At 74.2% G+C, this 20,110-nt stretch carries 19 protein-coding genes and 1 pseudogene; 13 read left to right on the top strand and 7 right to left on the bottom strand.

From position 1 onward, the window contains the following. Window positions 1-134: 134 nt before the first annotated feature. From BLS70_RS18245 to BLS70_RS18210, 9 genes are all read left to right on the top strand, one after another. Window positions 135-1,190 (top strand): ABC transporter substrate-binding protein, encoded by a 1,056-nt coding sequence (locus BLS70_RS18245; protein WP_091770873.1) that lies wholly within the window; start codon window positions 135-137, stop codon window positions 1,188-1,190. A 38-nt stretch (window positions 1,191-1,228) separates the two neighbouring features. Next, window positions 1,229-2,086: an ABC transporter ATP-binding protein gene (locus tag BLS70_RS18240; RefSeq protein WP_091770871.1), complete on the top strand. Its 858-nt coding sequence runs from the start codon at window positions 1,229-1,231 to the stop codon at window positions 2,084-2,086. Next, window positions 2,083-2,874, top strand: coding sequence for an ABC transporter permease (locus BLS70_RS18235; protein WP_091770869.1), 792 nt, complete (start codon window positions 2,083-2,085; stop codon window positions 2,872-2,874). The genes BLS70_RS18240 and BLS70_RS18235 overlap by 4 nt, the downstream gene beginning before the upstream one ends. Continuing rightward, window positions 2,871-3,722: an ABC transporter permease gene (locus tag BLS70_RS18230; protein WP_091770867.1), complete on the top strand. Its 852-nt coding sequence runs from the start codon at window positions 2,871-2,873 to the stop codon at window positions 3,720-3,722. Before BLS70_RS18235 ends, BLS70_RS18230 begins: the two co-directional genes overlap by 4 nt. Continuing rightward, on the top strand, window positions 3,719-4,870 hold the full coding sequence (add, locus tag BLS70_RS18225) for an adenosine deaminase (protein WP_091770865.1): 1,152 nt from the start codon (window positions 3,719-3,721) through the stop codon (window positions 4,868-4,870). The genes BLS70_RS18230 and add overlap by 4 nt, the downstream gene beginning before the upstream one ends. Further along, window positions 4,867-5,916: an isopenicillin N synthase family dioxygenase gene (locus tag BLS70_RS18220; RefSeq protein WP_091770863.1), complete on the top strand. Its 1,050-nt coding sequence runs from the start codon at window positions 4,867-4,869 to the stop codon at window positions 5,914-5,916. Before add ends, BLS70_RS18220 begins: the two co-directional genes overlap by 4 nt. Before the next feature lie 71 nt (window positions 5,917-5,987). Continuing rightward, window positions 5,988-6,158: a hypothetical protein gene (locus BLS70_RS20915; protein WP_176946485.1), complete on the top strand. Its 171-nt coding sequence runs from the start codon at window positions 5,988-5,990 to the stop codon at window positions 6,156-6,158. Window positions 6,159-6,211: 53 nt separating this feature from the next. Continuing rightward, the gene (locus BLS70_RS18215; RefSeq protein ID WP_255362585.1) at window positions 6,212-7,426 is read left to right on the top strand and encodes an MFS transporter; all 1,215 of its coding nucleotides are present in this window, start codon (window positions 6,212-6,214) and stop codon (window positions 7,424-7,426) included. Between the two features lie 37 nt (window positions 7,427-7,463). After that, window positions 7,464-8,492: an MsnO8 family LLM class oxidoreductase gene (locus BLS70_RS18210; RefSeq protein WP_255362568.1), complete on the top strand. Its 1,029-nt coding sequence runs from the start codon at window positions 7,464-7,466 to the stop codon at window positions 8,490-8,492. Here BLS70_RS18210 and BLS70_RS18205 read toward each other — a convergent pair. Further along, entirely contained in the window at window positions 8,479-9,735 is a 1,257-nt protein-coding gene (locus BLS70_RS18205) for an MFS transporter (RefSeq protein ID WP_091771162.1), read from the bottom strand. The genes BLS70_RS18210 and BLS70_RS18205 overlap by 14 nt on opposite strands. A gap of 120 nt (window positions 9,736-9,855) precedes the next feature. Between BLS70_RS18205 and BLS70_RS18200 the strand changes: the two genes are divergently transcribed. Next, complete coding sequence (locus BLS70_RS18200) at window positions 9,856-10,515, top strand: trimeric intracellular cation channel family protein (RefSeq protein WP_091770857.1); 660 nt, start codon at window positions 9,856-9,858, stop codon at window positions 10,513-10,515. A 115-nt stretch (window positions 10,516-10,630) separates the two neighbouring features. Next, a complete protein-coding gene (locus tag BLS70_RS18195) occupies window positions 10,631-11,680 on the top strand; it encodes a porin PorA family protein (RefSeq protein WP_176946484.1) in 1,050 nt (349 codons plus the stop codon). Between the two features lie 79 nt (window positions 11,681-11,759). Here the strand turns inward: BLS70_RS18195 and BLS70_RS18190 are convergent, their stop codons facing one another. The 4 genes from BLS70_RS18190 to BLS70_RS18175 form a co-directional block, all read right to left on the bottom strand. Continuing rightward, window positions 11,760-12,887 (bottom strand): acyl-CoA dehydrogenase family protein, encoded by a 1,128-nt coding sequence (locus BLS70_RS18190; protein ID WP_091770853.1) that lies wholly within the window; start codon window positions 12,885-12,887, stop codon window positions 11,760-11,762. Next, window positions 12,884-14,083, bottom strand: coding sequence for an acyl-CoA dehydrogenase family protein (locus BLS70_RS18185; RefSeq protein ID WP_255362567.1), 1,200 nt, complete (start codon window positions 14,081-14,083; stop codon window positions 12,884-12,886). Before BLS70_RS18185 ends, BLS70_RS18190 begins: the two co-directional genes overlap by 4 nt. A 70-nt stretch (window positions 14,084-14,153) precedes the next feature. Next, entirely contained in the window at window positions 14,154-15,656 is a 1,503-nt protein-coding gene (locus BLS70_RS18180) for an AMP-binding protein (RefSeq protein WP_091770851.1), read from the bottom strand. A gap of 223 nt (window positions 15,657-15,879) precedes the next feature. Then, window positions 15,880-16,161, bottom strand: a complete 282-nt coding sequence (locus tag BLS70_RS18175; RefSeq protein ID WP_091770849.1) for a hypothetical protein — start codon at window positions 16,159-16,161, stop codon at window positions 15,880-15,882. A 193-nt stretch (window positions 16,162-16,354) separates the two neighbouring features. On the opposite strand from BLS70_RS18175, the gene BLS70_RS18170 reads away from it, so the two are divergent. After that, window positions 16,355-17,338 carry a coiled-coil domain-containing protein gene (locus BLS70_RS18170; RefSeq protein ID WP_091770847.1) on the top strand — a complete coding sequence of 328 codons (984 nt, stop codon included), beginning with the start codon at window positions 16,355-16,357 and terminating at the stop codon, window positions 17,336-17,338. 22 nt (window positions 17,339-17,360) lie between these two features. On the opposite strand, the pseudogene BLS70_RS21540 reads toward BLS70_RS18170, so the two are convergent. Both BLS70_RS21540 and BLS70_RS18155 read right to left on the bottom strand, forming a co-directional pair. Then, window positions 17,361-17,888: pseudogene (locus tag BLS70_RS21540) on the bottom strand (UGSC family (seleno)protein). Next, window positions 17,885-19,282 (bottom strand): thioredoxin family protein, encoded by a 1,398-nt coding sequence (locus BLS70_RS18155; RefSeq protein WP_091771160.1) that lies wholly within the window; start codon window positions 19,280-19,282, stop codon window positions 17,885-17,887. Before BLS70_RS18155 ends, BLS70_RS21540 begins: the two are co-directional and overlap by 4 nt. A gap of 180 nt (window positions 19,283-19,462) precedes the next feature. Here BLS70_RS18155 and BLS70_RS18150 point away from each other — a divergent pair. Beyond that, window positions 19,463-20,110, top strand: a 648-nt coding sequence (locus tag BLS70_RS18150; protein WP_143030450.1) for a DUF222 domain-containing protein, incomplete at its 3' end; no start/stop codon positions are given.

Raw genomic sequence — 20,110 nt, 5'->3', positions numbered from 1 at the left:
TGCAACGGGAATTTCCTTAACCGCCCGGAAACGCCGGTCGACCAGGGCCGAAACCCGCCGCTCCTAGCGTCCAGCACCGAGAGACGGCGGGCCTCCCGCCGTCGCAGAACCCCTCTCCCGACCTGGAGTCGCACATGTTGAACCGCGCCCTGCGCACCACCGCCGTGCTCACCGGTGCCGTCCTCGCCATGACGGCGTGCGGCGGCTCCGACGAGTCGGACTCCGCGGCCGAGGGCGGCGACCTCGGCCCGGTCAGCCTCCAGCTGTCCTGGGTGAAGAACGCCGAGTTCGCCGGTGAGTACTTCGCCGACGCCAACGGCCACTACACCGACGTCGGCTTCTCCGACGTGACGATGGACCCGGGCCCCGGCCCGATCGAGACCCTCGTGGCCAGCGGCGAGGTGGACTTCGGGCTGAGCAACGCCGTCTCCACGGCACAGGTCATCGCCGAGGAGGACGCGCCGCTGAAGATCATCGGCACGAAGTTCCAGAAGAACCCCTTCACCATCCTGTCGATGGCCGACGGCGGCGACATCGCGACGCCGCAGGACCTCGTCGGCAAGAAGATCGGCGTCCAGGCCGGCGGCAACGAGACGCTGTTCGACGCGCTCCTCGAGGTCAACGGCATCGATCCCGCCTCGGTCGAGAAGGTGCCGGTCGAGTACGACCCCGCGCCGCTCATCGACGGCGAGGTCGACGGCTTCCTGGCCTACATCACCAACGAGTCGATCACGGTGGAGAGCGCCGGCTACGCGGTGACCAACCTGCCCTTCGCGGACAACGGTCTGCCGTTCGTCGCCGAGAGCATCATCACGACCGAGCAGATGATCGCCGAGGAGCCCGAGAAGGTGAAGGCCTTCCTGGAGGCCGAGATCCTCGGCTGGCAGGACTACCTGCGCGACCCGGAAGAGGGCGCCCGGCTCGCCGTCGAGGAGTACGGCAAGGACCTCGACCTCGACATGGCGAAGGAAATCGAGCAGGCCGAGGTGCAGAGCACGCTCATCGTCACCCCCGACGTCGAGGCCAACGGGCTGCTGACGATCACCGACGAGCTCATCGGGCAGGTGCTCGAGACCCTGGCCGCCGCCGACATCGGCGTCACCGAGGCCGACGACCTGTTCGACCTCTCCCTGCTCGAGGAGCTGCTCGAGGAGAAGCCGGAGCTCACCGAGGTGCCCACCGGCGCCTGACCGCCCCCTGCCCCTCCCATCGGAACCGGAGCACACCCGTGACCTCGCTCTCCGAGACATCGCTCTCCGGGACATCGTTCTCCGGGACCGGGACCCTCCGGCCGGCCGCTCCTCGGCCGGCCGGAGGTACCGGCATCCACCTCCAGGGCCTCACCAAGTCCTTCGGCTCCGGCCGCAAGCAGGTGCAGGCCCTCACCGACGCCTCCCTGCACACCGACCAGGGCAGCTTCACCTCGCTGCTCGGCCCGTCGGGGTGCGGCAAGTCGACGATCCTGCGGATCCTCGCGGGCCTGGAGAAGCCGACCGACGGCACCGCGCTGGTCGACGGGATGACTCCCGAGGAGCTGCGCCGGGCGCACGCCCTCGGCATCGCGTTCCAGGACTCGGCGCTGCTGCCGTGGCGCTCGGTCGAGGCCAACATCCGGCTGCCCTTCGAGGTCGCCGGCGCCCGGCCGGACGCCGCCCTCGTGGCGGAGCTGATCGACCTGGTCGGCCTGTCCGGGTTCGAGAAGGCCAAGCCGGCCCAGCTCTCGGGCGGCATGCGGCAGCGCGTGTCGATCGCCCGCGCGCTGGTGGTCAAGCCGTCGGTGCTGCTGCTCGACGAGCCGTTCGGGGCCCTGGACGACATGACGCGGCAACGGCTCAACGTCGAACTGCTGCGCATCTGGACGGAGAAGCCGGCCACCACCCTGATGGTCACCCACGGCATCTCCGAGGCGATCTTCCTGTCCGACCAGGTCGCGGTGATGAGCGCGCGGCCCGGCCGGATCGTCGAGGTCATCGACGTGGACCTGCCGCGCCCGCGGCATCCCGAGATCATGCGGACGCCGGAGTTCCACGCCCTGCACGACCACGCCTCCGAGCTGCTCTTCGGCGGCGGGGCGGCCGCGGAGTGAGCGCCCTGCTCCGCCGGGACGCCCTGCGCTCCGCGGGTCTCGGGCTGCTCGGCGTGCTCGGTGCGGTCGCCGTCTGGCAGCTGCTCGTGCTGAGCGTGCTCGCCGACGCCCGCATCCCCTCACCGGCGGGGGTCGTGGAGGCCGCTCTCGATCGCGGCTGGACCTTCTACGCCACCCACTTCGGCATGACGCTGGAGGAGGCCGCGGTCGGCTTCGCCTACGGCACGGTGGCCGCGATCGCGCTCGCCGCCGTCACCCTGCTGGTGCCGGCACTCGAGCAGCTGGTCATGCAGATCGCCGTCATCACCTACTGCGTGCCGCTGGTCGCCATCGCGCCGGTGCTGTTCATCGTCATCGGCAACCCCGAGGAGGGCACCCGCGCCGGCACCGCGACGGCGCTCGCGGCGCTGTCGGTCTTCTTCACCACCGTCGTCGGCACCGTGCTCGGCCTCCGCTCGGCGGATCCGGCGAGCCTGGAGGTGGTCCGCGTCTTCGGCGGCGGTGCCGTCCGCCAGCTCACCAAGGTCCGGCTGATCGCGGCCCTCCCCGCGATGCTGGCCGCCCTGCGGGTGGCCGCACCCCTGGCGTTCCTCGGCGCGATCCTCGGCGAGTACGTCGGCGGGGTGCAGCGCGGCGTGGCCATCACGCTCAAGATCGCCCAGCAGAACGTCGACGTCGCGGGTGCCTGGGCCATCGGCCTGGGCTGCGCCCTCGTGGCCGGTGCCTTCTACGCCCTCTTCGCCCTGTTCGCCCGACTGGTCACCCCCTGGTCCCGAGGAGCGGCATGAGCGCCGACCTGCTGATGTCCGCCCCGACGGCGGGCGTCCCTGCCCCCTCCGGTCGTCGTCCGCTGCTGAGCGCCGTGCTCCGGGCGGTGGGCACGATGGCCCTCGTCCTCGCCGTCGTCGTCGGCCTGTGGGTGCTGGCGCTGAAGGTGTTCGACGTCTCCACCTACGTCGGCAAGGGGCCGATGGACGTCGTCGACATCCTCATCCTCGACGAGGACGCCGCGGCCCTGCGGTCGGAGATCGCCGGGCTGCTCGGGCGCACGCTGATCGACGCGGGCATCGGCTTCCTCGCCGGCATGCTGGCCGCGGTGGTGCTGGCCGCTGTCGTCGTCCGCTTCCGCGCCGCCGAGAGCGCGATCATGCCCGTGGCACTGATCCTGCAGACCGTGCCGCTGATCGCGCTGGCACCGATGCTCATCCTGCTCGTCGGTCGCGGCTACTCCATCGTCGCCGTCATGAGCGCCGTCGTGGTGCTCTTCCCCGCGCTGGTCAACATCGTCGTCGGGCTGCGGTCGGTGAACCCGCAGATGCGCGACGTCGTGCTTGTCTACGGCGGCAGCCCCGCGTCGGTGCTGCGCAAGGTCGCGTTCCCCTCCGCCCTGCCGGCGTTCTTCGCCTCCGTCCGCATCGCCGTGCCCGCGTCGATGACCGGCGCGCTGCTCGCGGAGTGGCTGGCCACCGGCAAGGGCATCGGGTACGCGGTCGTGTCCGCCGCCTCCCGGTCCCAGATCGGCAAGGTGTGGGCGCTCGTCGTCGTCATCACGCTGGTGTCGCTGCTGCTCTACCTCGTGGCCCAGCTGGTCGAGGCCGCCGTCCTCAGCCGCTTCGGCCAGACCGGCCGGGCATGACCGACACCCAGCGGCGGCCACCCGGCTATCCCCCGCACTCCAGGCCCGTCCCCGCCGACCCGGCCGTCGACGCGATGGTCGCCGCGCTGCCCAAGGTGAGCCTGCACTGCCACCTCATCGGCACCGTGGCGCCGGCGACGGTGGTCGAGCTCGCCGCCAAGCACGGCGTGCCCCTCGACCGCGGGGCCCACGACCTGTACGACCACGGCAGCTACGAGGACCTCGGCGAGTTCCTCCGGGTGCTCGACGTCGTCGGCTCGGTCATCCGCGACGTCGACGACTTCCACCGGGTCACCTACGAGTCGCTGGTCGCCGGCGGTGCGGACCACAACGTCCTCTACCGCGAGATCCAGCTCAGCCCCCCGGGTCACCCGGAGGTGCCGTACCCGCGGATCCTCGAGGGCGTCGTCGCCGGGCTCCGCGACGCCCGCACCGACTCCGGCATCGACGCCCGGCTCGTCGTCGGCATCAACCGGGAGCGCAGCGGCGCCGACGCGGTGGAGCTGGTCGAGCAGGTGATCGAGCACCGGATCGACGAGGTGGTCGGCATCGGCCTGGACTACGCGGAGGTCAACGGCCCACCCGGGCGGTTCGTCGAGGCCTACCGGCTGGCCGGTCGCGCCGGCCTCGGGCGGACGGCGCACTCCGAGTCCGGCCCGCCCGCCCACGTGCTCACGCTGCTGGACGAGCTCGGTTGCAGCCGCGTCGACCACGGCTACCACGTCGTCGACGACCCGGAGATCACCGCGCGCTGCGTCGCCGAGCGGATCCCGTTCACCTGCACCCCGGTGAGCTCCGACATCGGCCGCTACTCCGGCAGCGGCGACGGCACGCACGCCCGCATCCGGCAGATGGTCGACGCCGGGCTGCTCGTCACCATCGACTCGGACGACCCGCCGATGTTCGGCACCGACCCCACGCACGACTACCGGGTGCTCGCCCACGCCCTCGGCTACCGCCGCGACCAGTTGGCCGCCTTCACCGCCAACGCCGTCGAGGCCTGCTGGCTGGACGCAACCAGCAAGGCGGACCTGCTCCGCCGGGTCGAGGCGGTGGTCGCCGCCACCCCCGACGCGCCTCCGCAATCCCTCCTCCCGCCCCCGCCAGCCCCTGACCGTCCCGACCTCCTGGAGGACAGCTCCCGATGACCGACTTCTCCGTCCCCGTCGTCGACATCTCCGCCTACGTCGACCCCGCCGCCACCGACGAGGACCGGCAGGCGGCCGCGCGGGCCTTCGACGAGGCCGCCCGCACGGTCGGCTTCGTCCAGATCCTCGGGCACGGCGTGCCCGCGGCGGTCACCGACGCCTTCGCCGCCGCGCTCGACTCGTTCTTCCACCTGCCCGTGGACGCCAAGAAGGCCTACCGGACCCCGCCGCAGATCAACCGCGGGTACAGCCCGCCGAAGACCGAGTCGCTGAGCCTGAGCCTGGGGCTGGCACCGTCCAACCGGATGCACGACTTCTTCGAGGCGTTCAACGTCGGGGCGGCCGTCAGCGACTACCCCGGTCTGGACCTGCCCGCCGAGGACTACCCGGAGAACGTGTGGCCCGCCGAGGCCGCCGGCTTCGAGGAGGCGGTGTCGGCCTACTTCGACGAGGCGGGGCGGGTGGCCCGCACGCTGACCACGATGTTCGCCGACGCGCTCGGCCTCCCCGCGGGGTTCTTCGAAGGCTTCACCGACCACAGCCTCGACGTGCTGCGGATGAACAACTACGCCCTGCCTCCGGGCGAGGTGACGCTGGACGGCGACCTCACCGGCATGGGCGAGCACACCGACTACGGCATCGTGACCGTGCTCTGGGCCGACCAGGTCAAGGGTCTGCAGGTGCTCGGCCGGGACGGCGGCTGGCACGACGTCTCGCCCGCCGACGGCGCCCTGCTCATCAACCTCGGCGACCTCATGGCGCGGTGGACGAACGAGCGCTGGATGTCGACGCTGCACCGCGTCAAGCCGCCGATCGTGGACGGCCGGATCGAGCGGCGCCGGTCCGCGGCGTTCTTCCACGACGGCAACATCGACGCCGTCATCGAGACGCTCCCGACCTGCCTGGACGCCGACGGCACCTCGGCCTACGGCCCGACCACGGTGGGCGAGCACATCCGGGCCAAGCTGGCCGGATCGCGGGCCGGCGTCGCCAACCCGGAGGCGGAGCGCGAGGCGGCACGGGTGCTGGCCGCACGGCCTGCCTGACCTGGCACGGAGGGCGTCCCCGGCCGCGCACGGCGCTGCGCCGGGGACGTCCCACCTGGTTGACTGACCGCATGGTCTCTCCGCTGCCGGAATCGGGTCGGGAGATCGACCCCGATCAGCCGATCCCCGACGATCCGGCCGAACTGCTCCCCGACGCACCCGAGGAGCTCCCGCCCCCGCCGATCGAGGCGACGCCGGACGACCCCGGTGGCGACCCGGGCGGGGTGCCCGAGCCGGCCTGAGCCCCCGGCAGGTCCGCCACGACGGCGTGCCAGGATCGACCGTCGTGCGGCTGATGGGGCGCGGGGACCTGCCCCGGGAGGTCGGCGTCCTCGCGATCATCGCTTTCGTCGTCGCACTCGGCTTCGGCATCGTGGCGCCGGCCATCCCGCTGTTCGCCCGCGATTTCGGCGTCGGCCGGACCGCGGTCGGCCTGGCGGTCAGCGCCTTCGCCTTCTTCCGGTTCGTCTCCGCGTTCGGCGGCGGCTCGCTCGTCGAGCGGTTCGGGGAACGGCTGGTGCTCACCGCCGGCCTGGTCGTCGTCGCCGTCACCACCGGAGCGGCCGGCCTGGCCGGGTCGTTCCCGGTCTTCCTGGCGCTGCGCGCGGCCGGGGGCGTGGGCAGCGCGATGTTCACCGTGGCCGCGCTCTCGCTGCTGTTCCGGGTCGCGCCGCCGACGCACCGGGGACGCGCGGCCGCCACCTGGCAGGGCGGCTTCATCCTCGGCGGGATCGCCGGCCCGGCCGCCGGTGGCCTGCTCGCCGAGCTCTCGCCGCGGCTGCCCTTCCTGCTCTACGCCGGCTTCCTGCTGGTGGCCGGCGCGGTCGGCCTGGTGATGCTGCGCTCCGCGCCCGAGGGTCCGGCTCCGGCGACGACCGGCGTCGACCTGGGCTCCGGCGCGGTGCCGCTGCGCGCCGCCCTGCGCACCCGCGCCTACCGCGCCGCCCTGATCGCCAATCTCGGCGTGGGCTGGGTGGCCTTCGGCGTCCGCAACTCCCTGGTGCCGCTGTACGTGACCGAGGAGCTCGGCCGCACCGTCGCCTGGGCCGGGGCCGGTCTGCTGGCCGGCTCCCTGGCCCAGGCGATCGCGCTGCTGCGCTCGGGCCGGCTCGTCGACGAGTGGGGACGGCGTCCGTCCCTGCTGCTCGGCTCGACGCTGGCCACGACGTCGATGCTGGTGCTGGTCGCCCCGCCGCAGCTGGGCCTGTTCCTGCTGTCGATGGCGGTCTTCGGACTGGCCGCCGCCCTCCTCTCCAGCGCACCCGCTGCGCTGGTCGCCGACGTCAGCCCGGCACGGGGCGGGCGGCTGGTCGCGGTCTTCCAGATGGCCGCGGACCTCGGGGCGATCACCGGGCCGCTCGTGGCCGGCTGGCTCACCGACGTCGCGTCCTTCCAGTGGGCGTTCGGCCTCAGCGCGCTCGTGCTGGCCGCGGCGGTGGGCGCGACGCTGGCGCTGCCGCGGACCGTCGAGCAGCCCGGCGTCCCCGCCGCGGATGCACCGGGCGGCTGAGCGGAACAGCGCGCCGCCCGCCCGCGCTGCAGGTGCCGTGACCGACACCGGACCGGGGTTCTCGCTGCTCGACCGCGCCCGCACGCGGGCCGGCGAGCCCGACGGCGCCGCGCTGACCGGCGTGGTCTCCCGCGCCGTCGCCGTCGAGCGGCTCGGCTACGGCCGGTTCTGGGTGGCCGAGCACCACGGGGTGCCGGGCATCGCCGGCGCCGCGCCCGCCGTGCTCCTGGCGGCGATCGCCGGGGCGACGTCGACGATCCGGCTGGGCTCGGCCGGGGTCATGCTCCCCCACCACCAGCCGCTCGTCGTCGCCGAGCAGTTCGCCACCCTGACGGCGTTCGCACCCGGCCGGGTCGACCTGGGGCTGGGCCGCTCCCCCGGCTTCACCCCGCCGGTGCGCCGCGCGTTGCGGGAGACCGAGCGGGACTTCGCCGCCGACCTCGCCGAGCTGCGCGCCTTCCTCACCGGTTCGGGCGAGATCACCCTGCACCCGCAGCCGGCCGGGAACGTCCCCATGCACGTGCTGGCCACCGGGCAGGGGTTGCAGGTGGCGGCCGCGCTCGGGCTACCGGTGATCGTCGGCGGTCCGCTACTGGGCGTGGCCGGCGACCCCGAGCCGGGTCTGGCGGCCCTGGCCGACTACCGGCGCGCCTTCCGGCCCTCGGCCCAGCAGCCCGGGCCCCGGGTGTCGATCAGCCTCGACGTCCTGGTGGCCGACACCGCCGCCGAGGCCGCCGACCTGCTGCTGCCCGAGGCCTGGGCGATGGCGCTCTCGCGCACGACCGGCTCGTTCCCGCCGCTGGAACCGGTGGCCGCGGTCCGTGCGGCCTCGCCCACCCCGCGACAGCGGCAGTACGTGGAGCGGACGGCGGCCATGGCGATCGCCGGCACCCCCGCCTCGGTGGAGAGCCGGCTGGCCGAGCTGCTCGAGCGCACGGGTGCCGCCGAACTGGTCGCGAGCAGCAGCACCTTCGACCGGGCCGCGCTGGCCGCCTCGGACGCAGCCCTCGCCACGCTCCTCGGCCGCGCCGCCACCCCGCTCGAGCGGGCCGTCAGCCCGGGGTGACGGAGTCCCGCTCCTCGGTGAGCCGGCGGTGGTGGTCGCGCACCATGGCCCGCGTGGCGTAGGTCGAGTACCTCGGCACCCACCGGGCCAGCCCGGCCGCACCGAGCAGGGCGACGCCGCCCATCACCGAGATGCCCGTCCCCAGGGTGGCGACCGTGGCGATGGCGGCCGGGACCACCGGGCCCAGCGACTGCCCCACGTCGCTCATCAGCCGGAAGATCGCCAGGAACGAGCGCCGGTCCACCGCCGGCGAGGTGTCCGCGCCGAGGGTCATGACGATGCCCGAGCCGATCCCGTTGCCGAAGGCCATCACCATGGCGACGGCCGTGAGGCTCACGGCGCTGTCCGTCAGCGGCAGGGCCAGCGTGCCCAGGCCGAGGACCACCATGCAGGGAACGGCGATCCAGAGCCGCCCGAGCCGGTCCATCACGTGGCCGGACGGATAGAACAGCACCATGTCCACGGCGTTCGCGATGCCGAAGATCAGGCTGGTCGTGGTCGCGTCCAGCCCGATGTGGTCGGCCCACAGCGGGATCACCGCCACCCGGGCCGCGCGGATGGCGCTGATCGACGCCACGGCGACGCCCAGCGTGAAGAAGAGGCGGCGGTTCCGGCGGAACATCTCCCGCACACCGACCGGGCCGGCGTGCGCGCCGCCCGCGGGTGCGCCCGCGGCGCCGGTGACCGGCGCGAACGCCAGGACGACCGCCGCCAGCAGCGACGCCACGACCGCGACCGCGAAGGCCGAGCGGGTGCCCCACACCGAGATGACGGCCGCGCCCACGAACGGGCCGATGAACAGCCCGATGCGGAAGACGCCGCCGAGGGTCGACATCGCGCGCGCCCGGTGGTGCACGGCCACGACCTCGGCCACGTAGGACTGGCGGGCCAGGTGCATCGTCGCCCCGCACGCGCCCAGTACCAGCAGCGCGACGGCCAGGGCGGCGACCGAGTCGAAGACCAGGACCGAGGACATCGCGACCGCCGAGGCGAGCATCGCCGCGAGCATGGCGCCCTTCTCGCCGACCCGGTTCGCCAGCCAGGCGGCGGGGACGTCGCCGAGGATGGTGCCGATGCCGATGGCGGCGAGCATCAGACCGGCCACCGTCGTCGATGCGCCGGCGTCCAGGGCCACGAGGGCGATGACCGGCATGACCGCACCGTGGCCGATCTCGTAGACCAGCATCGGCAGCATCACCGACGGCCCGATCTGCCGGAGAACGGTGCTCAGGGTCGAACTCATCGCGGTGGTCCCTCCTCCCGGCCGATCGCCGGCCTCGACCATGACCGGCCTCGACCATTAGACGTCCTGCGCCGCCGGGCGCCGGCCGGGGGCGGGCGTGGCGGGAGCTACGTTCCCGGCATGACGACGACGGCCCTGCTGGTCCTCGACCTGGTGGGCACCTTCGCCTTCGCGCTCAACGGTGCCCTCACCGCTCTGCGGGCCACCCGGCTGGACATCGTCGGCGTCATCACGCTCGGCATGATCACCGCGCTGGGCGGTGGCGTGCTCCGGGACGTCTTCCTCGACGCCCTGCCGCCGGCTACGTTCCTCGACTGGCGCTACCTGGCGGTGGCGGCCGCCGGAGGGCTGCTCGCCTTCCTCACCGGGCACCGCCTGGACCGGCTGAACGGCACGATCACCGTGCTGGACGCGGCCGGGCTGAGCCTGTTCGCGGTGACCGGCGCGCTCAAGGCGGTCGACCTGGGCTTCGGCCCGGCGCAGGCGGTGATCGTCGGCGCGATCACCGGCGTCGGCGGCGGCACGCTGCGCGACGTGCTGATCCGCCAGGTGCCGTCGGTGCTGAGCAGCGGGCTCTACGCCGTTCCCGCCCTCGTCGGGGCCACCGTGGTCGTGGTCGCCGACGTGCTCGACACCCGCGGCCCGGTCGCCGCGGTCGCGGCCGCCGCGGTGTGCTTCGCCATCCGCATGCTGGGCGTGCGCTACGACATCGACGCGCCGTTCCCGCCGGCCGTGCGCCGCCGCGACGACCCCGAAGGGCGCGGCACCGGCGAGCGATGACCGGCGTCACCGGCGCGCCAACCGGTTGACAGGGCCAACCACCCGGCCCCGCTGTGACGGCCGGCACGGGCGCAGACTGGCTTCTTTGCGCCCGTACGAACCCGGAGTCTGCTCAGTGAAACTGTCCCGTTCCTCCGTCGTGCTCGCCGTCGTCGGCGTGCTCCTGATCGTGGCGGCCGCCGTCGTCCGCTTCGTCGTCGTCCCGTCGGTGACCAAGCTCCCGACCGACCTCGACGTCACGCTCGAGTTCGCGGGCACGTACGACGGCATCAACCCCGCGGTGCTCTCCGGCGGGGCCACGGAGGTCCTGGCCGAGGGCGTCCCGATCGTCGCCACCCGCAACGTCTCGGCCGAGTCGGTCGACGGCGACACCGAGATCGTGCGCCGCGCCGACGAGCGCACCGTCGGCGACGGCGAGCCCGCGCTGACCGAGGTCTTCTTCGCCGTGGACCGCGAGACCGCCGAGGCCGGCCCGGCCCCGGATGGCGCCGAGGACGTCACCGACGCCGAGGGCCTGGTCTTCACCCTGCCGGTCGACCCCTCGACGGAGGACGGTGCGTACGAGTACTGGGACCAGAACACGCTGCAGTCCGCCCCGGTGACCTTCGAGGGCGAGGAGACCTTCGGCGGCCGGGACGTCTACCGCTACGAGTCGGTCTCCGAGGGCGATCTGGCCAACCCGGCCGCGCTGAACCTGCCCACCTCGCTGCCCAAGGCGACGCTGGCCGCGCTCGCGCCGGGGCTGGACGGCCTGGTCTCCCCCGAGCTGCTGGCCGCTCTGCCCGCGGTGCTGCCGTCGCTGCCGGCGGAGATCCCGATCGCCTGGACGTCGCGGACGACGACCTTCGTCGACGCCGACCAGGAGCTCGGGGCGACCATCGCCGGCGGCAGCAAGCAGGAGGTCACCGGCTCGCTGGACCTCGGGGTCACCACCGTCGACGTGCCCTTCGCGACGATCGACATCTACTCCACCGACGACTCGATCGACACCCGCGGCGACCAGGTCGCCGACGACTCCCGCCTGCTGAACCTGGTCGGGACGGTGCTGCCGGTCGTGCTGCTCGTGCTGGGCGTCCTGCTCCTCGTCGCGGCCCTGCTCCTGGCCCGCCGCGCGGCGGCCCGGGCCTCGGCGCCGACGGAGAGCGCGTCGCAGTCCTCGGTCTGACCGACGACGACGGGCCCGGCCCCGGGTGGTTCCACCCGGGGCCGGGCCCGTCCGCGTTCCGGCGTGCGGTGCCCGGCGGTCAGCCCACCGGGACCGGCGCGGGCAGGTCGACCAGCTCGGCCAGCCGGGCGCGGTGGGTGGCCGGCGTTCCGAACGCGATCTGGTCGGCCTTCGCGCGCTTGAGGTAGAGGTGGGCGGGGTGCTCCCACGTCATGCCGATCCCGCCGTGCAGCTGGACGGCCTCCTCGGCCGCCTTGACCGCCACGTCGGAGCAGAACGACTGCGCCACCGCGGTGGACACGACGGCGTCGGGGTCGTCCTCGGCCGTCGCCGCCGCCGCGTAGCGCGCCGCGGCGCCCGCGGACTCCACGGCCGCGTACAGGTCGGCCAGTCGGTGCTTGATCGCCTGGTAGCCACCGACGACACGGCCGAACTGACGCCGGTCCTTGAGGTAGGTGATCGTCGTGGTCAGGCACCACTGGGCCACGCCGAACTGCTCGGAGGCCAGCAGCGCGGCGCCGACCTCGAGCGCGCGGGCGACGGCGTCGCCGCCCTGCGCGCCACCGAGCAGCTCCTGGCCGGCGGCGCCCTCGATGGTCACGTCGGCGAGCTGGCGGGTCATGTCCAGGGAGACCACCGGCTCGATCCGCGCGTCCGCGGCCGGGACCGCGTACACGGCGGTTCCGCCGGCGGTCCCGACCGGCACCAGCAGGACGTCGGCCTCCAGCGCCCCGGCCACGCTGCGGGCGCTCCCGGTGAGGCGCCCGTCGGCGTCGACGGCGAAGGCGGGCGCCTCGTCGCCGGGCCCGGCGGCCAGCGGGAGGACCAGCGCCGCGGTGCGCTCACCGGCGGCCAGGCCGGCGAGCAGGTCGTCGGCCGCACCCCCCGGCGCGGCGGCCAGCAGCACGGTCGTGGCGACGACGCTGCTGGTCAGGAACGGCACGGGGGCGACCGACCGGCCCAGCTCCTCGAGGACCACGGCGACCTCGCGCGCCGAGGCGCCGGCGCCGCCGCGCTCCTCCGGGATCAGCAGTCCGGCGAGGCCGAGGTCACCGGCGATCGCGCGCCACAGCGGGTCGACGACGGACCGGTCGCCGTCGTAGACCGCCGCCACGGACGCGGGCTCGCTGCGCGCGGCGACCAGGTCGCGGACGCTGCTGCGCAGGTCGTCCTCGACGTCGGTGTAGAGCAGGTTCAGGTCGCTCATCGGGGCAGGTCCTTCCAGGCGATGCCGGTGTCGACGCGCGGCTCGGAGGGCAGTCCGAGCACCCGCTCGGAGATGACGTTGCGCAGGATCTCCGAGGTGCCGCCCTCGATGGAGTTCCCCTTGGCGCGCAGGTAGCGGTAGACCGCGTCGCGGCCGGTGAAGTCGACGTGCTGCGGACGCTTCATGGTCCAGTCCGACGCCCGCAGGCCCTCCTCGCCGAGCAGCTCCAGCTCCATGCCGCTCGCCTCCTGGGCGATGCGGGCGAAGGTCAGCTTCATCGCCGAGCCCTCAGGGCCGGGTTCGCCCGCGGCGAGCTTCTGCCGCAGCCGCTGGCCGGTCATGCGAGCCACCTCGTTGTCCACCCAGAGCCGCAGGAGCTTGTCGTGCTGGCCGACGCCGCGCCGCTCGGGGTGCTCGCGCCAGCTCTTCGCCAGCACGCCGACCATGCCGCTCTCCCGGCCGCCGCCACCGCCGCCGATGGCCACCCGCTCGTTGTTCAGGGTGGCCGTGGCGACCCTCCAGCCCTGCCCCTCGTCGCCGAGCCGCTGGCTGTCGGGGATGTGCACGTCGGTGAGGAAGACCTCGTTGAACTCGGCCTCACCGGTGATCTGCCGCAGCGGCCGGACGTCGACGCCGGGGGCGTCCATGTTGCAGAGGAAGTAGCTCAGGCCGGCGTGCTTGGACACCTCCGGGTTGGTGCGGGCGACCAGGATCGCCATCTGCGCCTTGTGCGCGCTCGACGTCCACACCTTCTGGCCGTTGACCACCCAGTCGCCGCCCTCGCGGACCGCGCGCGTGCTGACGGCGGCGAGGTCGGAGCCGGCGCCGGGCTCGCTGAACAGCTGGCACCAGACCTGCTCGCCGGTCCACAGCGGGCGCAGGAACTTCTTCTTCTGCTCCTCGGTGCCGAAGGCCAGGATCGTCGGCGCGGCCATGCCCAGGCCGATGCCGTTGCCGCGCGGGTTGTTGTCGGGGGCGCCGGCGGCGGCGAGCTGGGCGTCCACCTGGCCCTGGAGGGCGCGGGGCAGGCCGAGGCCGCCGTGGCCCTCCGGGAAGTTGACCCACGCCAGGCCGGCGTCGTACCGGGCACGCAGGAAGTCCAGCCGGTCCATGGTCGTGTGGTCGTGCTCGGCGAGGAAGTCGGCGACCCGCTGGCGCAGGTCCTCCCCCACGGTTCGTGCGTCGGTCGTCGTCACGGTCGGGCTCCAGTCGGATCGGGGCGGTCAGTGGGTGGGCGGTGGGTGCCGTCAGGGTGGGCGGGCGCCGTCACTGCTGGGCGGGCACCCGGTCGGCCAGGAGCTGGGAGCGCCGGACCTTGCCGGCGTCGTCGCGCAGCGGCTCGCTCACCAGCTCGAAGGTGCGCGGCTGCTTGTAGCGGACCAGCCGCTCGGCCAGGTGGCGGCGCAGGTCGTCGAGGTCGACGTCGGTGAGGCCGGGAGCCGGCTGGACGATGGCGTGCACGACCTGGCCGAGGTCGGGGTCGGGCAGCCCGATGACGGCGCTGGAGGCGACCTGCGGGTGCTCGTCGAGCGCGGCCTCGACCTCCGCCGGGTACACGTTGGAGCCGCCGACCAGGATCATGTCGGTGCGCCGGTCGGCCAGGTAGAGGTAGCCGTCCTCGTCCATCCAGCCGATGTCGCCGAGGGACTCCCAGTCGCCGCGGGTGCGCGCCTCGGCGCCGATGTAGCGGTAGGAGGGTCCCTGGCCAGGGCCACGGCGGAGGTAGACCTCGCCGACCGTGCCCGGGGGCAGCTGCTCGCCGTCGGGGCCGAGGATCGTCATCTCGCCGTAGAGGACCGTGCCGACCGAGCCGCGGTGCTCGAGCCACTCGGTCCCGCTGATGATCGTGCCGGCCTGCGCCTCGGTGCCGGCGTAGAGCTCCATGAGCACCTCGGGGCCGACCCAGTCGATCCAAGCCTCCTTGAGCCACGGCGGGCAGGGGGCGGCCAGGTGCCAGACGGTCTCGAGCGAGGAGAGGTCGTAGGCGGCGCGCACCTCCTCGGGCAGCCGCCAGATGCGGCTCATCATGGCCGGCACGAGGTAGAGCCAGGTCGCGCGGTGCTCCTGGACCAGCCGCAGCACGCCCTCGGCGTCGAACCGCGGCATGAGGACCATCGTGGAGCCGTTGAGCAGTCCTGCCATGGCGCTGGTGAAGGGCCCGTTGTGGTACATCGGGCCGGGCATCAGGACGGTGCCGCCGGGCCGGTGCTTCCACACCATCGACCCGAACGGCTCGACGACGCCGGCCTGCGCGGAGACGATCAGCTTGGGCCGCCCGGTGCTGCCACCCGAGGCGGGCGCCTTGTACGCCGGGGACACCACCGTCGGCAGCGGGCCGTCGTCCTCCGCCTCGGCGATCAGCTCGTCGACGTCGGCGATCGGGCGGTCCAGCGGGATGTCGCCGCGGGCGATGACCAGCGGCGGGTTCGCCAGCTCGACGATGCCCTGCAGCTCCAGCGGCGGCATCGCCGCCGAGACCGGCTGCGGCACGGCGCCGGCCTTCCAGCAGGCGACGCAGGCCTCGACGAACTCGACGCTGTTGGGCAGGCCGATGGTGACCAGGTCGCCGAGGACGACGCCGCGCGCGAGCAGGGCGCGGGCGAGCCGGTTGGTGCGGCGGTCGAGCTCGGTCCAGCTGCGCGTGGTGTCCCCGCTGATGACGGCGGGCGCGTCGCCGTACTCGGCCGTGAGCTGGGCGACCCGCACCCCGATGGGGATCGCGGGCGGGGGTTCCTCGACGGGTCCGGGGGCCGGCACGGTCTCGGTCATCGGCTGCCTCCACGGAGCGGGCGGGCCGGTGACGCACCCCGGACCGCGTGAGCGGGCCCACATCGGCCCGCCGGCTTTCGGACTGTAACGCAGGCCTCACCCGGCCCCGCGGGGCCCGATCGGCGGCGCCCGGATCAGGGCACGGGGACCGGGCCGTGTGGCAGAGGGGACACCGGGTGGGCAGCACGCGCCCGCGAGCCGGAGCCGTCGCTTCGGCGCTCCGTCAGCCGGACCGGCGTGCTCCGTGACGCTCGGCCGCGTGCCCGGACGGCGGGGCCGACCGCTGGGCGCCGAACCGGTCCACGACGTCGTGCCGCTGCCGGGAGCGGCCCTGCAGCCACTCGTCCCAGTCCGCCGAGGGACGTCGGCTCGCGGACAGGGCGCTGAGCACGAGGTATCCCACGCCGATCACGACCGCGGCGACCAGCAGCACCACGATGCCCTCCCAGCCGAACAGCGGCGGGACGGTGAGGCTGCCCGGTTCCGGGGTCGCATCGGGGGTCATGGCACCGAGGGTTCCCCCGCGCGCCGCCGTCGGCGACCGTTGAGAGGACGCCGTCACCCGCCGGAGCGAGGCCTCGCCCGGCGGAGGCGCGGCACCCTCCCCGTCCGGGTGATGCGACTGAACGTGACCGGGCGGGCACGCTCAGCTCCACCTAGCGTCGTCCCGGATACCGGTACTGCTGGGAGTGAGTGGGATGACCATCGAGCTGCACGCCGACGGCCGGACGGACGGCCACCCCGGTCCCCTCCTGCCTCCGGAGCCCGCCGAGCGCACGCGCCCGAACGTGGCGGGCGACCTGGACGACGTCCTGGGGTCCGCGCCCATGTTCCGGCGGGCGATCGCCGGCTACGACCGGTTCGAGGTCCAGTCCTACGTCCAGTGGGCCGAGAGCGAGCTGGCCACGGCCGACCGCGAGCGGGAGCACCTGCTGGCCCGGCAGCTGGAGACCCGGGCCGCGCTCGACGAGGCCCGCGAGCTCCTCGGGCACTCCGCGGGGGGCGGTGAGTTCCTGCAGGTCTCCCGCCGGATCGGGACCCTGATGGCCACCGCGGCTGACGAGGCCGACGCCATGCGCGCGGAGGCTGCCGCCGACCGGCGGGCCGCCGCGGACGCCGCCGAGGAGACGATCGCCGTCGCCCGGCGACGGGCGGCCGAGACGGCGGCGCAGGCCGAACGGACGCTGGTGGAGGCCAGGGCCGCGGCCGGCGCGCTGCTCGACGAGGCACGGCAGGACCGCGACGCGGCCCGGGAGACCGGCGTCCGCGCCCGCGCCGAGGCCCACCGGCGGCTGGAGGGCGTGGCCGCGCTCGAACGGCGCGCCGCCGAGGAGGCGGACCGTCTCCGGGAGCGGGCCACCGCCGACGCCGCGGCCGCGCTGCTGCACGCCCGCCAGGAGGTCGTCGCACTGCTCGCCGCCGGCCGCGAGGAGCGCCGTCGCGCCGACGACGCCGCGGCCGACGCGCGCACCCGGCTCGACGACGACGCCGCCGCGCGCCGCGCCGCCCTGCTCGCCGAGCTGGACGTCCTGAGCGCGGAGGTCGCCGCGCTTCAGCAGCGGCGGGCCGACCTGCGCGCGCACGCCGACCACCTGGCGAACGCCGTCGCGGCGGCGCACGCCCGGCGCGCGGGACGTCGGCTGCTCGCTCCCCTGCGGCTCACCACCGCCCGCCGCCCCTGAGCAACCGGGACGGCACCACGGGTCAGGCAGCTCCTCCCCCGGCGGTGACGGCGGCGACGACCGCGGCGTAGGCACCCTCGGCGGCTGCACGCAGCTCGGCGTCGGTGCGGTCCTGGACCGGGTGCGGCACCAGCACGAACGGCGCGGGGAAGCCGAGTGCGGCGCCCTGCAACCGGGCGGCGTCGGCGAACACCTCGCTGGCGAGGAAGACCCCCACCACGCCACGGCGCTCGAGGTCGGCGATGTCGTGCACACTGCACGACGTGCACGAGCCCTAATCGGCGAGCGCCTCGATGACCACCTCGCACTGCTCGGCGATCTCGTGCCGCAGGTCGACCGGCGCGGTCCGGGTGAACGTGGGCTTGCGGTACCGACGCACCACGGCGCCGCCCGCGGCGAGCAGCTCCTCGAGCCGGTCGAGGACGACGTCCCCCCGGGGCTTGCTGATGTCGAGCAGGCCCACCGTGCGGCCGCGCAGGGACGCCGGACGCGGGAGCAGCTCCCGCACCGATGCCTGCTGCTCGCCGGTCGGGTCCAGGACGGTTCTCATGCGCGCACCTCTCGAGTCACCGGGGAGCTCCCGGTCGTACCGGACACCCAGCCGCCGACGACGGCGCTGAACAGGCCGGCGTCGCCACCGGCGTGCACCACGAGCAGCCCGCCGGGGCGGAACTTGGGCAGCTTCCTGCCGGCGAGCGCCTCGGGCACTCCCTCGGTGATGCCGCCGGCGCCGCGGACGAGCTCGTCGGCGTCCAGCGTCAGCAGGCCCTCGATCTCGGCGACCAGCCGGGCCCGGTCCCAGCCGGCCTCGCGGAAGACGCGCCCGTGCTCCGGGGAGACGACGAGGACCGCGTCGAACGACAGCGGCAGCTTCGGGTGCCCGTTGACGCGCAGGCAGGCCGCGAACGAGCGCGCCAGGGACTCGGGCGTCCGGCTCAGCTGGTCGACGACAGGCTGCACGCCCGAGCCGGCGAAGAGGGTGACCGCGTCACCGGGGACGCCGCGGTCGGCGGCGAGCGGTGCGAAGGGGCTGCCCTCCTCGCGCTCGGCGAAGCAGGAGGTGAGCTTGCCCGGGTTGCCGAGAGTGGCGCGGTCGATGCCGCCGGGCCGGCCGCCGCCGACGTTGCGGACGACGAGCTGCAGCGCCCGGCCGATCGTGGCGTTGGCGCGGTTGCCCTGGCCCAGGGCGTTGACCCCGCTGTTCATGCCGATCCGGCGGGCGATCGGGCCGTTCACCACGATCATGGGGCCGGAGAAGTACGTCGTCGCCAGGAGGCCGTGCAGGGCGAACTCCTCGGTGCACGCCGCCTCCAGCGCCGCCAGCACGACCGGCAGGTGTTCCGGGAGGCAGCCGGCCATCACCGCGTTGACGGCGACCTTCTCGACCGTGCACTCGACGAGGTCCGGCGGCACGACCGCGACGACATCGCCGGGCGCGCGGGTCGTGCCGCGCAGCATCCGCAGGACGCGTTCCAGGGTGGGCGGGACGACGGGGAGACCGTCGGTCCAGCCGCGGTCGAACATCGCCTCGTGCTCGTCCTCGAGGTCTGCCAGCTCCACCCGGCGGCTGCCGAGACCGCTGCCTCCGTAGCGGGCCTCCAGCGCGTCGATGCGGAACGGGTCGACCGACAGCGAGCCGCAGCCCGGGCGGTGCTCGGGAAGGTCCGCGCCCAGGCTTGGGACGCCGGTGAGGGCCTCCCACTGCTCGCGGCTCCAGCCGACGACGCGGGCGGTCTCCTCGCCGTCCTGGATGCGCAGCAGGGTCGGCACCGTCTCGATGCCCAGGCGATAGGACAGCTCGAGCTCGGTGTCGTCGTGCTCGAACCAGCCGGCGTCGTCCTGGCACCAGACCTCGGCGCCGAGCTCCCGGAGCACCGGCTCGACGAGCACGCAGGTCGGGCACTCGCGCTTCACCACGGCCACGAGACCGTCCGGGAGCCGCATCGCCGGACCGTAGCGCACCCGACCGCTGATGACAGCCCACGCGAGCCTCGTCAAGACCCCTTCGACATCTGTGGACAGGGCGCTGACCTGCGGGTTCGGGTGCTGGACGACACTCCACCTCGGTAGGCTTCGTACATTGTTCGACCGGCTGTGCGACTCCGAAGGCGGTGCCTCGCAGGTGTGCTGGAGACGCTGGCCGGTGAGGACCTGAAGCAGTCGTTCGGGCCGGCGGTGATCGAGCGGACCGGCTCGCTGGTGGTGGCCCGGAACCGGTTGGACGCGGTGCTGGCGCGCACGGTGCGCGAGGGCGAGCTGACCCAGGCCTCGGAGCATGACGGCAAGGCATCGATGTCCTCCTGGCTGCGGGGCCACCACCGCCTGTCCCAGGGCGAGGCGAGCCGGCTGGTGCGCAACGGGCGCGCCCTGGAGCAGCTACCGGCCCTCGCAGCAGCGGCTACGGCTGGTGCGGTGACCGCGGAAGCCGTGTCCGTGGTCGCGCCGGTCGCCTCGGCCGAGAACCTCGCCCGCGCCGAGGCGCAGGACGTCGACGTCCCGGCGATCGACGCCGCACTCACGACGGTGGCATCGACCCGGCCGCATGCCGAACTGCGGCAGGTGGTCGGCCACTACCTGGCCCGCCTCGACCCCGACGGCACCGAACCCGACCCCACCGAGAAGCGGTCGCTGTCGCTGAGCAAGCGCACCGACGGGTCGCTGTCCTTCCACGGCACCCTCGACGCCATCGGCGGGGAGAAGCTCCAGGCCGCGGTCGAGTCGATCCTGCAGGCATCCCGCCCCGCGGGGGACACCCGCACCCGCGCCCAGCAG

The organism is Blastococcus aurantiacus (genome assembly GCF_900102425.1).
Classification (GTDB): domain Bacteria; phylum Actinomycetota; class Actinomycetes; order Mycobacteriales; family Geodermatophilaceae; genus Blastococcus; species Blastococcus aurantiacus.
This window is presented reverse-complemented; position numbering and strand designations above follow the sequence as displayed.

Coding starts and splice junctions, on each gene's coding strand:
- BLS70_RS18245 (WP_091770873.1), top strand. CDS start 135: ATGTTGAACCGCGCCCTGCGCACCACCGCCGTGCTCACCGGTGCCGTC.
- BLS70_RS18230 (WP_091770867.1), top strand. CDS start 2,871: ATGAGCGCCGACCTGCTGATGTCCGCCCCGACGGCGGGCGTCCCTGCC.
- add (WP_091770865.1), top strand. CDS start 3,719: ATGACCGACACCCAGCGGCGGCCACCCGGCTATCCCCCGCACTCCAGG.
- BLS70_RS18220 (WP_091770863.1), top strand. CDS start 4,867: ATGACCGACTTCTCCGTCCCCGTCGTCGACATCTCCGCCTACGTCGAC.
- BLS70_RS20915 (WP_176946485.1), top strand. CDS start 5,988: ATGGTCTCTCCGCTGCCGGAATCGGGTCGGGAGATCGACCCCGATCAG.
- BLS70_RS18215 (WP_255362585.1), top strand. CDS start 6,212: ATGGGGCGCGGGGACCTGCCCCGGGAGGTCGGCGTCCTCGCGATCATC.
- BLS70_RS18205 (WP_091771162.1), bottom strand. CDS start 9,735: ATGAGTTCGACCCTGAGCACCGTTCTCCGGCAGATCGGGCCGTCGGTG.
- BLS70_RS18200 (WP_091770857.1), top strand. CDS start 9,856: ATGACGACGACGGCCCTGCTGGTCCTCGACCTGGTGGGCACCTTCGCC.
- BLS70_RS18190 (WP_091770853.1), bottom strand. CDS start 12,887: ATGAGCGACCTGAACCTGCTCTACACCGACGTCGAGGACGACCTGCGC.
- BLS70_RS18180 (WP_091770851.1), bottom strand. CDS start 15,656: ATGACCGAGACCGTGCCGGCCCCCGGACCCGTCGAGGAACCCCCGCCC.
- BLS70_RS18175 (WP_091770849.1), bottom strand. CDS start 16,161: ATGACCCCCGATGCGACCCCGGAACCGGGCAGCCTCACCGTCCCGCCG.
- BLS70_RS18170 (WP_091770847.1), top strand. CDS start 16,355: ATGACCATCGAGCTGCACGCCGACGGCCGGACGGACGGCCACCCCGGT.
- BLS70_RS18155 (WP_091771160.1), bottom strand. CDS start 19,282: ATGCGGCTCCCGGACGGTCTCGTGGCCGTGGTGAAGCGCGAGTGCCCG.